This window comes from Sphingopyxis macrogoltabida, from assembly GCF_001307295.1.
In the GTDB taxonomy this organism is placed as follows: Bacteria; Pseudomonadota; Alphaproteobacteria; order Sphingomonadales; family Sphingomonadaceae; genus Sphingopyxis; species Sphingopyxis macrogoltabida_B.
Window position 1 is genome coordinate 2,576,678 of record NZ_CP012700.1, and the last position, 12,658, is coordinate 2,589,335.

General features: G+C 65.7%; 13 protein-coding genes and 1 tRNA gene. 10 read left to right on the forward strand and 4 right to left on the reverse strand.

Annotated elements, in window-relative coordinates; translation table 11 throughout:
• Positions 1–2: 2 nt before the first annotated feature.
• From AN936_RS12175 to AN936_RS12195, 5 genes are all read left to right on the forward strand, one after another.
• On the forward strand, positions 3–1,127 hold the full coding sequence (locus tag AN936_RS12175) for an MFS transporter (RefSeq protein ID WP_158500082.1): 1,125 nt from the start codon (positions 3–5) through the stop codon (positions 1,125–1,127).
• Between the two features lie 113 nt (positions 1,128–1,240).
• On the forward strand, positions 1,241–2,026 hold the full coding sequence (locus AN936_RS12180) for a 2OG-Fe(II) oxygenase (RefSeq protein WP_054588394.1): 786 nt from the start codon (positions 1,241–1,243) through the stop codon (positions 2,024–2,026).
• A gap of 62 nt (positions 2,027–2,088) precedes the next feature.
• Positions 2,089–4,347 (forward strand): TonB-dependent receptor, encoded by a 2,259-nt coding sequence (locus tag AN936_RS12185; RefSeq protein ID WP_054588395.1) that lies wholly within the window; start codon positions 2,089–2,091, stop codon positions 4,345–4,347.
• 26 nt (positions 4,348–4,373) lie between these two features.
• Complete coding sequence (locus tag AN936_RS12190) at positions 4,374–5,642, forward strand: M24 family metallopeptidase (RefSeq protein ID WP_054588396.1); 1,269 nt, start codon at positions 4,374–4,376, stop codon at positions 5,640–5,642.
• 33 nt (positions 5,643–5,675) lie between these two features.
• The gene (locus tag AN936_RS12195) at positions 5,676–6,266 is read left to right on the forward strand and encodes a discoidin domain-containing protein (RefSeq protein ID WP_054588397.1); all 591 of its coding nucleotides are present in this window, start codon (positions 5,676–5,678) and stop codon (positions 6,264–6,266) included.
• A 172-nt stretch (positions 6,267–6,438) separates the two neighbouring features.
• Here the strand turns inward: AN936_RS12195 and AN936_RS12200 are convergent.
• Positions 6,439–6,514, reverse strand: a tRNA-Trp gene (locus AN936_RS12200).
• A 108-nt stretch (positions 6,515–6,622) separates the two neighbouring features.
• Between AN936_RS12200 and AN936_RS12205 the strand changes: the two genes are divergently transcribed.
• Positions 6,623–7,555: a DMT family transporter gene (locus AN936_RS12205; RefSeq protein ID WP_054590265.1), complete on the forward strand. Its 933-nt coding sequence runs from the start codon at positions 6,623–6,625 to the stop codon at positions 7,553–7,555.
• Positions 7,552–8,169: a glutathione S-transferase family protein gene (locus tag AN936_RS12210; protein ID WP_054588398.1), complete on the forward strand. Its 618-nt coding sequence runs from the start codon at positions 7,552–7,554 to the stop codon at positions 8,167–8,169. Before AN936_RS12205 ends, AN936_RS12210 begins: the two co-directional genes overlap by 4 nt.
• Here the strand turns inward: AN936_RS12210 and AN936_RS12215 are convergent, their stop codons facing one another.
• Both AN936_RS12215 and recF read right to left on the reverse strand, forming a co-directional pair.
• A complete protein-coding gene (locus tag AN936_RS12215) occupies positions 8,170–9,465 on the reverse strand; it encodes an Hsp70 family protein (RefSeq protein ID WP_054588399.1) in 1,296 nt (431 codons plus the stop codon).
• Between the two features lie 76 nt (positions 9,466–9,541).
• Positions 9,542–10,651, reverse strand: coding sequence for a DNA replication/repair protein RecF (recF, locus tag AN936_RS12220; protein WP_054588400.1), 1,110 nt, complete (start codon positions 10,649–10,651; stop codon positions 9,542–9,544).
• 242 nt (positions 10,652–10,893) lie between these two features.
• Here recF and AN936_RS25755 point away from each other — a divergent pair, with 242 nt between their 5' ends.
• A complete protein-coding gene (locus tag AN936_RS25755) occupies positions 10,894–11,022 on the forward strand; it encodes a hypothetical protein (RefSeq protein WP_257719779.1) in 129 nt (42 codons plus the stop codon).
• A 59-nt stretch (positions 11,023–11,081) separates the two neighbouring features.
• Positions 11,082–11,261 carry a PspC domain-containing protein gene (locus tag AN936_RS12225; RefSeq protein ID WP_054588401.1) on the forward strand — a complete coding sequence of 60 codons (180 nt, stop codon included), beginning with the start codon at positions 11,082–11,084 and terminating at the stop codon, positions 11,259–11,261.
• A 142-nt stretch (positions 11,262–11,403) separates the two neighbouring features.
• On the opposite strand, the gene AN936_RS12230 is transcribed toward AN936_RS12225, so the two are convergent.
• Positions 11,404–11,802, reverse strand: a complete 399-nt coding sequence (locus tag AN936_RS12230) for a VOC family protein (protein ID WP_054588402.1) — start codon at positions 11,800–11,802, stop codon at positions 11,404–11,406.
• A gap of 94 nt (positions 11,803–11,896) precedes the next feature.
• On the opposite strand from AN936_RS12230, the gene AN936_RS12235 reads away from it, so the two are divergent.
• Positions 11,897–12,619: a helix-turn-helix transcriptional regulator gene (locus AN936_RS12235; protein ID WP_054588403.1), complete on the forward strand. Its 723-nt coding sequence runs from the start codon at positions 11,897–11,899 to the stop codon at positions 12,617–12,619.
• Positions 12,620–12,658 lie beyond the last annotated feature (39 nt).

A 12,658-nucleotide genomic window follows, 5' to 3' on the forward strand; every position in this document is an offset into this window, starting at 1 on the left:
CGATGCCAGCGGCGACCCTGCGCGCCTCGACATGGGCGGCGATCTATCTCGGCGTGGCGGCGGCAACGCTGCCGGCGGTCCTCCCGGTGATGGTGGGCGTTTTCGCCGATCGCTTCGGCTATGGCGTGGCGGGCGCCGGCACCGTCGCCGCGCTCAACATGGCGGGCATCCTTGTCGGCAGCCTGCTATGCCCGCTCATCACCGCACGCTTTGGCTGGGCGGCGGTTGTTCGCGCCAGCCTTGCGGTGATGATCGCCGGCAACCTGCTGACCATGCTCGACGACCATTATGGCTATGTCGCTGCGACGCGCCTTCTCTCGGGGCTCGGCGAGGGCGTCGTCGGCGGGATCTGTTATGCGGCGATGGGCCGGTCGGCACGCCCCGAACGCAGCATCAGCATCTATTTCGCGGGCCAGTCGGTCGTCGGCATGATCGGAATGGGCAGTTTCGGCTGGATCGCCGCCAGCCTCGGATGGCCGTGGCTGTTCCTGATCCTCTCGGCGATCGCGGTCCCCGGCTTCTGGCTGGCCGCCGTCATCGGCCGGGCGCAGCCGGCCGCCGCGGGGCCGCGCGCGGCCCGATCGCCGGGCAACCCGCTCGTCATCGGCGCGCTGGCGTGCATCCTCCTCTATTTCATCGGCATGGCCTCGCTATGGCCGTTTCTCGAACGTATCGGCGTCGGCAAAGGCCTCTCGCCCGGCATCGTTGCCTTTGCGCTCTCCGCTTCGGCTTTCGGCGGGCTGGCGGGTTCGCTCGTTGCGGGCGCGGTCGCCGACCGCCTGTCGCGGACGACCGGCCTGCTGTCCGGGCTTGGGCTGCTCGCCGGCGCGGTCGGGGGGCTCCTGTTCATGCCCGGCACGGCGGCCTTCGTCCTTTCGGTCAGCCTGTTCGCCTTTGCTTGGCCCTTTCAATATGCCTTTCAGTTCGGCCTGCTGGCGTCGCTCGATCGCGACGGGCGGCTGATCGCGCTGACCCCGGCGATGACCGGCGGCGGCCTCGCGGTCGGGCCGGCGATCGGCGGGCTGTTGCTCGAGAATCTGTCGCTGGGGGCGGTCACCGCCTTTTGCCTTGTGTGTGTGGTCGCGGCGGTCGGCGGGACGATCAGGCTGCGTGCGCGCCCAGCGTGAACTGCATCACATTTTGATATCCTAACCCCGAAATACTCTGCTGGCGAATGAGATCGTGCATGCGATTATTGCATGGAACCCGATCTTTCCGGCCGTCTTTGTCAGGAGCCTTCATGTCGATCGTAAACGCCACGCTATACCCCCTGTCCGATCCCGACCGCCGCGCCGCGATCGTCGACCGGGCGACCGTCCAGCTCGGGGAGGATGGCGCCGCCGCCTTTCCCGATTTCATTGCGCCGGGCGCGCTGGCCGAAATGGTAGCCGAGGCGGCGGCGAAATTCCCGCTCGCCTATCGCCGCGACCAGCGGCTCGGCTTCAACCCGCAAGGACCGATTGCGGACATGGCCGACGAGGAACTGCGCAGCCGAACCTCGCCCTATTCGATGTGGATATTGGGATCGGACCTGCTCGATCCGGCGGGCGCGCTGCGCCGTTTCTATGAATCGGAGGAGTTGATGTCGCTCGTCCGCGACGCGCTCGATATCGACAGCCTCCACACGATCGCCGATCCGCTGATCAACATCAACCTCACCTATATGGGCGTCGGCGACCAGCAAGGCTGGCATTTCGACGACAATGACTTCGTCGTCTCGCTGCTGTTACAGGAGGCCGAAACCGGCGGCGCATTCGAATATGCGCCTGGCGTCGACGATGCCCCGCCGGAGGATATCCACGCCATTCTCGATGGCGTGTCACCCCGAACCCGCCTCCAGAAGGTCGGGGCCGGCACCTTGCTGCTGTTCCGCGGCCGCCGGGCGTTGCACCGGGTGACCGAGGTGGCGGGGGACACGCAGCGGATCATCGCCTTGCTCAGCTACCATCGCGAACCCGGGTTCATCTATGCCGATAGCGTCAAGCAAAACGGGCTCGGCCGGACCGAAGTGCTGGCCGCGCAATAGGCGCGGCATCGCGCCCGATGGCGCGTCGACCATAAAACAAGAAAATACCGAAAGGGGACAATATGCTTAAGCGGACCTTGCTGATTTCCTTGCTGTCGGGCTGCGCATTCGCGCCGGTCGCCCATGCGCAGAGCGAAGCCGGCGTCGAAGACGGATCGGGCGGCGATATCGTCGTCACCGCCCAGCGGCGCGAAAGCCGCCTGCAGGACGTGCCGCAGGCGGTGACCGCCTTTGGCAGCGAAACGCTGGAGCGGCTGGCGATCCGCGACACAGAAAGCCTCGTCCGCAACACCCCCAGCCTGACCTTCACTCCCGTCGGCCCGGGCGAGTCCAACGTTGGGCTTCGCGGGCTGACGACCGACCTCGGGCTCGCACCGGCGGTCGCGGTCTATATCAACGACACGCCGTTCGATTTCCGGACCGATGCCTATAGCGGCACGCCCAACATCGACCTGTTCGACATGCAGCGCGTCGAAGTGCTGCGCGGGCCGCAGGGCACGCTGTTCGGGTCGAGTTCGACCGGCGGCACCATCCGCTACATCACCAACGAACCCGATCCTTCGGGATTCGACGCGCATGGCGAGGCCTTCGTCAACAGCGTCCGGGGCGGCGGCGAAAGCTATGGCGCCAAGGCCGCGGTCAATGTGCCGCTGTCCGCCAACGCCGCCCTGCGGCTGACCGGCACCTATGAGAAGATCGCGGGCTATATCGATCGCTACGATGCCACGCTCGCCGGGCTGACATCGCCGCAATCGGATGACGAGGTCGTCGAAAAAAACGCCAACGACGCGACGATCTTCAGCCTGCGCGGCGCGCTCCGGCTCGAAACGGGGGACGATTTGACGATCACGCCGAGCCTGTTCTTCCAGCGCATCGATGCCGACAACCCGATCGCGACGCAAAGCAACCTGCCGGGGTTCGGCCGTGCGAGCGCGATCGGCCCCGAACCGTCGCGCACCGATCTGCTCGTCGCGAACCTGACGGTCGAAAAGAGCTTCGGCAATGTCGAGCTGGTTTCGTCGAGCTCCTATCTCCACAAGAAATCCGACGCGACGCTCGATTACACGGCGCTCGGCTATAATATTCTCGGCGAGTTCGCCCCTTTCGCCAGCCTGACGCCGGCCAAGGCCGACACCTATGTCCAGGAATTGCGCCTGACGTCGTCGAACGACGGCCCGTTCAACTGGATCGCCGGGGTCTATTTCAGCCATACCGACCAGGAACTAGGCCAGATTTTCGTCGGCCAGGCCTTTACCGACCTGATCGATGCGACCTTTGGCCCCGCGACGGGACCGGTAGGACCGGTTTCCTACGATTATATCCAGCGAACCTCCGACCAGCAGCTCGCCGGCTTTGCCGAAGTCAATTTCGATGTCAGCGAAACGGTCGAACTGATCGCCGGGCTCCGCGTCTACCGCCTGAAGAATACGCTCGAGGCAAGCTGTACCGAGGTCGTGCCCGGCATCCTCTGCGGTCCCGATACGCCGCGGATCACCGCGACGAAGACGAGCGCCAGCCCGCGCTTCACGGTCAATTTCCGTCCCAATGACCACACCACCCTCTATGCGACGGTCTCGCGCGGCTTCCGGGCGGGCGGCGCCAATGCGACGGTACCCCCTGCCCTAGGCTGTTCGCTCGCCGAATCGGTCGGCGCGATTTTCAGCCCCGATTCGGTGTGGAACTATGAGGCGGGGGCAAAGCTCGAAACGCCCGACAGGGTACTGACCGTCAACGGCGCCGCCTATCGCATCGAACAAAAGGGCGTTCAGCTCGCGATCCCCGACCCGTGCGGATCGACCTTCTTCGCCAACGCCGGCGACGCGCGCATCGACGGCGCCGAACTGGAAGTCAGCCTGCGTCCGTCGCGCCACGTGACGGTCAGCGGGCAGCTGAGCTACGCCGACGCCCGCTTTACCTCCGTCCCCGACACATTCGGCGCGGCGGCAGGCTACACCGAAGGCGATCGCACCCCCGAAACCCCCCGCTGGAAATTCGCGCTATCGTCGGAACTGCGCTATCCGGTGAACGATGCATGGGAAGTTTATGCGCGCGGAAGCTGGCAACATGTCGGCAGGACGCCCTTCGCTATCGACGGCGTCGTCAGTTCGGGGCGGTTCCGGCCGGCGTACGACATCGCGAACTTCGACATCGGGGCGGAGAACGGCGGCGTCGAAGTCAGCCTGTTCATTCGCAATGCATTCGACAAGCGGGGTATCCTCGCGATCGGCTCGGGCGCGGTGAGCACGATCGTGGGGGCGTATGAGAATGTCACTTACGCCGCGCCGCGCACCGTCGGCCTCAGCGTCCGGATCAAAGGCTGACCGGCCATTTTGCGAGGAGGCGAGGCGTGACCAGCAGCAATTATTTCCCCCGCGAGGAATATGAGGGGCGCTGGAAGCGGGTGTGGGACGCGATGCGCGCCAAGGGTTACGACCATCTTCTGGTCTGGTCGCGGGGGGCCGGATCCTACGACCGGCTCGGCAATGGTCTCTGGCTCACGAACTTCGCCAATAACGGCACCGGCCAGGATTGGGCGGACGACGTCCAGATGGGCGCCTGGACCTTTTCCGCGGTGCTGTTCAGGGACGGCCGCGCACCCGAACTGCATAGCGCGCAACCGCCGCAGGAAACCGAATATGCCAAAGTCGTCTGCGGCGAACTGATCGTCCATGAGCCCAGCCTGATCACAGGGCTGCCCGAATATTTCCGCAAGCATGGCATCGAGGGACGCGTGGCGGTGGTCGGTGACGACGTGCTCCCCGGGCTTTACGACCGGCGCCTGCGCAGCCTGACCCCGCAAATCGAATGGGTGACCGACGAATGGTTCCTGCTCGAACCGCAACGCGTGAAGTCGAAACGCGAACAGGAGGCCTTCCGGACCGCCGGCGACATCACCACCCACGCGCTCGCCGCGGGTATGGATGCGCTGATCGCCGGCGAAAGTTCGGCGGAAGCAGCGGCGCGGACGGCGATGGAAATCATGCGGCGCGGCGGGTGCTTTTCACGCATCGACATGCATCACGGCCCACACGCGGAGCGCTTCCTGCTCGGCGATATGCTGTACGGCTATGACACCAGCGCGCCGCAAAAGGGCGACATGGTGCGCGGATGGATTCAGGGCCCGATCTTTCAGGGCTATTGGCTCGATCCCGGCCGGACCGCCGTTTGCGGAGGACTCCCGACGAAGGAGCAGCGTCATATCCTTGAGGGCGCGACCGAGGTGTGCCGGACAATCATCAAGGCGATCCGCCCCGGCGTTACCGCGAGGCAGCTCGGCGTAATCGGCGAAAGCGCGGCGTCGCGCTATGCCGGCGCGGGAATCGACCTGAATTTGGGGATTTTCGGACATCAGATGGGCACCTTTTATGGGCCGCACATCATCCCGGCGGGCGATCCCGGCGTGCTGGAGGCCATCGAGGAAAAACAGGGCGCATCGGCGAATGAAATCATGGTCAGGGAATATGAGAAGATCGACGAACCCTATGAGCCGGGAATGCTGATTGCAGTCGAGGCCTTCATGAAGCATGCGGGCGTGGGCATGAGCGGCCTTGAAGACCATGTGCTGGTCACCGCAGATGGCTGCGAGCAGATAACGAACACGCCCCTCTATCTTTGAATATGGCGTGATCGGATTTCAAAGGATCGGGACATGCAGGCGAACCGGCGGCAATTCATCGCGCGATCCGCGATCGGCGGGCTCGGCCTTGTCGCCGCGCCGCTGATGCCAGCGGGATTTGCTCGTGCAGCCGCACCGGCCCGGCAGGACGCCGCACCACCGATTGTCGCTTCGACGGCGCGCTACTACCGGCTTTCGCCCGCGGACGGGATGCGCCGGGAAGAATTTGGGTGGGTCCAGATCGATCTCGGCGTCACCCGGCCGATCGATGCGATCCGGCTGCACCCCGCAGAGATCGGGATGTTACCGCGACAGCGGTCCCCGATCCATTTTCGCATCGAAGGGTCGGATGACCCGGCCTTTGAAGAAACCCGACCGCTCGTCGATTGGCATGCCGACGACCATGGCGACCCCGCGAACTTCCTTGCCCGCTTTCCGCTGACGGCGGTGAACGCCCGCCATATCCGGGTGAGCGCAACGACGGAAATCCCCTTTGGCGGCTCGGGATTGGCATCCGGACTGGCGATGATAGAAATCCTGTCGGGCAACGCCGCCCTGCCCATCGCTGTGCGGCGACGCGAAGCCAATTGCCGCCGCGGCCTGAAAACGGGCAGTTCGCTTTAGACTATAGCACCGGCAAGACCGGTATGATCCGCATCTGTCGGTATTGGCCTGCCGGCCGCCACAGACAGCCGCTTTCCGGCAATCCCGCGTGACGTCCGGAACCGCGTGAGAGGGCCTGACGGGAATCTTCGAGCGCGGGAAATGAGACGTCTTCGAACGTCGTGCAACGGCCTGGCAGGGGCAGCAGGACTCGAACCCGCGACCCTCGGTTTTGGAGACCGATGCTCTACCAACTGAGCTATACCCCTAGGCCGGAGTGCGCCCGTAGCCCGATTGGCGGAGCGGAGCAAGGGTTATGCGCGGCGAAATTGCATAGCTTGCAAAGCATCGCGGGACTGATATGCGCGGGTCTGCCCATGACCGCCGCAACCGCCTCCCATCCGCCGCAGCATTATCTGGGCGGAATCGCGCTCCGGCTGCTCGCGATGCTCAGCCTGTCGGTCATGTTCGTGCTCGTCAAATATATCGCCGAAGCCGGCATCCACATCGTCGAAAGCCTGTTCTGGCGCCAAGCCGTCGTGTTGCCGCTGCTGATCCTCTGGGCGTTGACGCACGGCGGTCTCGGCAGCTTTGCGACACAGCGCATCGGCGTGCACGCTCGCCGCGCTGCGATGGGGCTGACCGGCATGGCGCTCAATTTCGGCGGCATGATCTTCCTGCCGATGGCGGAAGCGACCACGATCAACCTGTCGGTGCCGATCATCTGCGTCTTCCTCGCTGCGGCATTGCTCGGCGAGCGGGTCGGGGCAGCGCGGTGGAGCGCGGTGATCGTCGGCTTCGTCGGCGTGCTCGTCGTGCTCAACCCGACGACGCTGCTGTATGAGGGTTTCGAGGGCGATCACGGGCTTGGTACGCTGATCGCGCTCGGCGGTGCAGTGATGACGGCGCTGATCACCATCCAGGTCCGCGATCTCGGCCGCACCGAAAACGCGATGACGATCGTCTTCTGGTTCAGCCTCCTGTCGCTGGTCCCGCTCGGCATCGCCCTCCCCTTCGTGATGACGCCGCACAGCATCGGCGAATGGGGATTGCTCGTCGGGTTGGGCCTGCTGGGCGCGGTGGTGCAATTGTCGCTCACCGGCGCGCTCCGGCTGGCGCCCGTTTCGGTCGTGACGCCGATGGATTATTCGAGCCTCCTGTGGTCGATCGTCTGCGGCTGGTGGTTCTTCGGCACCTTGCCCGCCGACACGACGTGGATCGGCGCACCGCTGATCATCGCGAGCGGGCTGTTCATCGCGTGGCGCGAGCATCGCCTGCATATCGAGCGGATGAAGGACATTACGGCATGACGCTCCCGATCCTCTATCATTGCGCCGACGCGCGCTCGCTGCGTTGCCTGTGGGCGGTCGAAGAGGCGGGGATAGACGTCGACCTTCGCCTGCTTCGCTTCCCGCCGCGCGCCTTCGAGCCCGGTTATCGCGCGGTAAACCCGCTGATGACCGTGCCGGGCTGGATCGAGGACGGGCGGCTAATGACCGAATCGGCGGCGATTTGCGAACGCATCGCCGAAGGGACCGAGCTCGCGGTCCGCCGCGACGAGCCGGACCATTGGGAATGGCGCAACTGGCTGCACCGCAGCGACGCGACGCTGACCTTTCCGCTCGCGATCATGCTCCGTTACACGCGCGTCGAACCCGAGGAGCGGCGGCTGGCGCAAGCGGTCGCCGACTATAAGGCCTTTTTCGGCGGCCGCGCGCGAAGCATCGAGGCGGCGCTCGGCGACGGGCGCGAATGGCTCGTCGCGGGGCGTTTCACAGCGGCCGATATCGTAATCGGCTATGCCGCCTTCCTCGCGACGACGCTCGACGCCGGCGACGTGCTGGGCGACGCAACGAAAGTCTGGCTCGATCGCTGTACGGCGCGCGAGGGGTTCCAGCGCGCACGCGAGCGGCAAAAGCCGTAGTCAGGCCGTCCATTCGGACGGATCGGGCTCGGCACCGATCAACGCCAGCCCGTGCGCGATCGATGTCAGCTCGCCGCCCGTCGCGATCCGTTCGTCGCCGAAACGGCGGTCGAAAAGCGCCCGGGTCGCCGGGATCAGCGACGAGCCGCCGGTCAGGAACACGCGATCGATGCCAGCGGCGTCGACGCCGGCCTTCGCCAGCGCCGCGTCCATCGCGGCTTCGATGCGGCGGAGGTCGTCGGCGATCCAGCCTTCGAAATCGCTGCGGCGCACCTCGGCGGCGATATCCACCCCGTCGCCCGAAAAGCGGAACTCGGCCGCCTCGACATCCGACAGCGCCCGCTTGAGCCGCCCGACCGCGTCATACAGCGGAAAGCCTTGCTCATGCTCGATCAGCGCGATCATCCGGCCGATCGGTTCGGGATCGGTGGCGTCGCGCTGCAACCGCCTGAGTTCGTCGAGCGTCCGGCGATTGCGCATCAGCGCCAGCCGCGACCAGTCGGCGAAGTCGGCGAAATAGCCGCCCGGGATTTCGAGCAATTTATCGAACGAACGGTAACTGCCGCCCTTGCCGAGCAGCGGGAGGATCAGGCGATCGACGATCCGGTAGTCGAAACGGTCGCCCGCGATCCCGATCCCCGACGAGGCGAGCGGGACGCAGCGTCGCGGGCTGCCCGGCGCAGCGACGCGGACGATCGAAAAGTCGGTGGTGCCGCCGCCGAAATCGGCGACAAGGATCGTCGCGGGTTCGGTCAGCCGCGCCGCATAGCTGTGCGCGGCGCCGAGAGGCTCGTGAACATAATAGACTTCGGTCCCGAACGCCGCGAGCATCAGGTCGTAGCGCTGGCGCGCCAGCGCGGCGTCGGGGCGCGCGCCGGCATATTCGACCGGGCGCCCGACAACGACGCGGCGCGGCCGCGTGTCGAGCCGCCCGCCGGCGTGCGCGACCAGCCGCTGGAGGAACAGGCGGCCCATATCCTCGAAACGATAGGGTTTGCCCCAGATCATCGCGCGCTCGAACGACGGGCTTGCCGCGACGCTCTTGAACGACTGGACGAAACGGCTGTCGAGCGGCGACTGGAGATATTCGGCGATCGCCCACGGCCCCGCCTCGTGAGCGACACCCTGCCAGGCGCGCTCTTCTTCCCAGAAGCACAGGGCTGAGCGGAATACCGCGCCGGTCGCCTCGTCGCCCGCGAACTCGACAAGCTGCGATCCGTTCTGCCCGTCGGCGAGCGCAACGACGGTGTTCGTTGTCCCGAAATCGAGACCGAGCGCGGTGGCGTCGCTGATCATGGGATGCTCCTGTGCCGGTCGGGCGCTGCGCGGGGCCGGCGCCTATTGCACGACGCGGCGCACGGAGCAAGTCGGGTCAGCCCGGCGCGATCCGGCCGCCGGCGATGCGGAAGCGCGTCACTGGTCCCGGCATGTCGGCGAAGAGCGCCGCTTCGGTCCCGGTCAGCCACGCCTGCCCGCCCTGCCCGGCCAACCGTTCGTACAATGCGGCGCGACGGAGAGGATCGAGGTGCGCGGCGACCTCGTCGAGCAACAGCACCGGCCGCGCCCCGCGCAGCCGCGCGACGCAATCGCTGTGCGCCAGAATGAGCGACAGCAGCATCGCCTTCTGCTCGCCGGTCGAACAGCGCGCCGCGGCGCGCCCTGTCGCGGCATGCATGGCGGACAGGTCGTCGCGGTGCGGCCCCGCGGTCGCGCGGCCCGCCGCGGCGTCGATCCGGCGACGCGAGGCGAACAGCGCCTTGAGCGCTTCCGGCTCGTAAGGCCCCGCCCGTGCTGCGCCGTCGCTGTCGGTGAGCGTCAGCAACGGCCGGGCAAAGGGCGCGTCGGGCTGCTCTGCCAGTTCGCCCGCCAGCGCCGCGAGCATATGCTGGCGCGCCGCGTCCATCGCCGCGCCATGCTCGGCGAGCTGCGCCTCGAGACTGGTCAGCCATTGCTGATCGGCCGCGGCAAGGTCGGCGAGCAATTTGCCGCGCGCGCGCAGCGCGGCGTCATAGCGGTTGCTGTGCTGCGCATGGCGCGGGTCGAGCGCGAGCACCAGCCGGTCGAGGAAGCGGCGGCGATTGCCCGCCGTCTCGACGAACAGCCGGTCCACCGCCGGGGTCAGCCACAGCACCGCGATCCACTCGCCGAGCGAGGCGGCGGCGGCGGCGGCGCCGTTGATCCGCACCAGCCGGCGTCCGGGATGCGCGGCCTCGATCCCCGTTCCGAGCGCGACCGGCGGCAATTCCCTGTCCGCTTGCACCTCAGCGAAGATCGCAAAGCCGCCGCCTGCCCCGTCGCGCACCATGTCGGACAAAGGCGCCCGCCGCAGCCCGCGCCCCGGCGCGAGCAGCGAAATCGCTTCCAATATATTGGTCTTGCCCGCGCCATTGTCGCCGTGCAGCGCGACCAGTCCCGCCTCCGCCGCCAGATCCGCGCCGGCGTGATTGCGAAAATCGGTCAGCGAAAGGCGGATCAGCGTCATCTATACGGCGCCTACCGCAGGCAGCGGTACGACGCCAGTCCACAGGCTCGCTCGATTATCGAAATGCAAATTTTTCGCCCGAATGATATTTTTCCCATCATTCTGCATTTTCTTCGCTGAAATATTCTTACAAAAACGCAAAAACGGCGCTTAACCGCCAATGAATTAAATTGGCACGCCCCCTGCATTGGTGTCGGCATCCACCGGGATGGTCCGGAGGGAGGTAAGAAAGGAAACACATCATGGCCCATTTCAATGTCGACTCGCTCAAAAGCTACGCAATCGCTGCGGTTGCCTCGCTCTACTGCTCGATCATGTTCCTCGCCGCTGTCGGCCCGAACGGTGCGGAACTCGGCCGGCTGGTCATCTGACCGGCCGCCCGTCCCCGCTAAAAACGCCGGCCCCGAAGGCCGGGACAGAAAGGAAAAAAATGAAACAGGGTTTTCGCAAGAATCGTCGCGATGGCATGGTCTTCGGCGTTTGCGCCGGCATGGCCGACCAGTTCGGCATCGACGTCTTGTGGACGCGCATCGCCTTTGTGGCGCTGACGCTGCTTGGCTTCGGCCTGCCATTGCTGGTGTATCTGACCGTGGCGATCCTCGCGCCTTAAGCCAGCACCGGGCCGGCCGCCGCAACAGCGCAGTCGCACCGGCCCGCACAATTCCAGGACCAAGGGCTCACCGGCCACCCGGTGAGCCCTTTTCAATTCAGCGGCAAACCGAAAGGCAACGGGTCCATACCCGGCCCCCGCATCACCGCGATCCAAAACGTTCTTTCGCAGCCGTCGTGGCGGGCGTGAACAGCGCGACGAGCGTCCCTTCCGGATCGCGGAACTGCATCGTGCGGTTTCCCCATGGCATCGCCTTCGGTTCGTGCACCCATTCGACACGATCCTTCAAACGGACGAAATCGGCATCGACGTCATCGACCATGAATTCGATGATCGCCGTGCGGTTGGCTGCGGGCTCGGCGCTGCCGTCCCGAAACAGCGCCACCGTTTCCGCCGCGCCGATCGCAAGCGTGGCGGCCGGCGTGACGATCTCGGCAAATTGCGGTGCGAGCCATTCCGCCGGCCGGGCGGTCACCATTTCATAAAAGTCGACCATGGCGTGAATATCGGCCGCGATCAGGCGAGTGGACGCGAATTTCATAGGGGCTTCCTTGACAAGATTGTTCCGGCGCAGCGCCGAAGCGCCTTGTTGCACAGGCCTGTTGCCAGCATGATGTCAGCAGGAGTCAGTAACCATGCGCCGAGCCGAACGCCTGTTCCAGATCATCCAGATTCTCCGCCGGTCGCACCGGCCCGTGACCGGCGCCGTTCTGGCCGCCGAATTGGAAGTGTCGATACGCACCGTCTATCGCGACATGGCCGACCTGATCGGCCAGCGCGTGCCGATTACCGGCGAACCGGGCTTCGGCTATCTGCTTGCCGCCGAATATGACATGCCGCCGCTGATGCTCACCCCCGACGAGATCGAGGCCGTGGTCCTCGGTTCGCAGTGGGTGGCCGAACGCGGCGATCCGCTGCTTTCGAGGGCCGCAAGCGATGTGATCGCAAAGATCGCCGCGGTCGTACCCGACCATCTGCGTCCCTTCATCGAAGACCCGGGCGTCGCGGCGAAACCCAAACTTCACAGGGAGGATGACCCCGGCAGCGGGATCGATATCGCCCCCCTCCGAAAAGCCATTCGCGAAGGCCGGAAGCTGCGGCTTGGTTACCGCTCGGTTGGTGGAGAGAGGACCGAAAGGACGGTATGGCCGGTCGTTCTCGGCTTTTCGGAAGCCGAGCGCCTGTTGATCGCATGGTGCGAACTGCGTCGGGACTTTCGTCATTTCCGCACCGACCGAATGACCGATGCGGAGATGCTCGACGAAGCGATCGGGATCGGCAGCAAGGAATTACGCCTCCGCTGGCAAGGCTGGCGCGCGACGCAGATCGCCGGTCATGTGGGTTCGGTAACCAAATGAAGGGACCGTCGGAATACGTCTTCCCAAAGAGTGCATAAC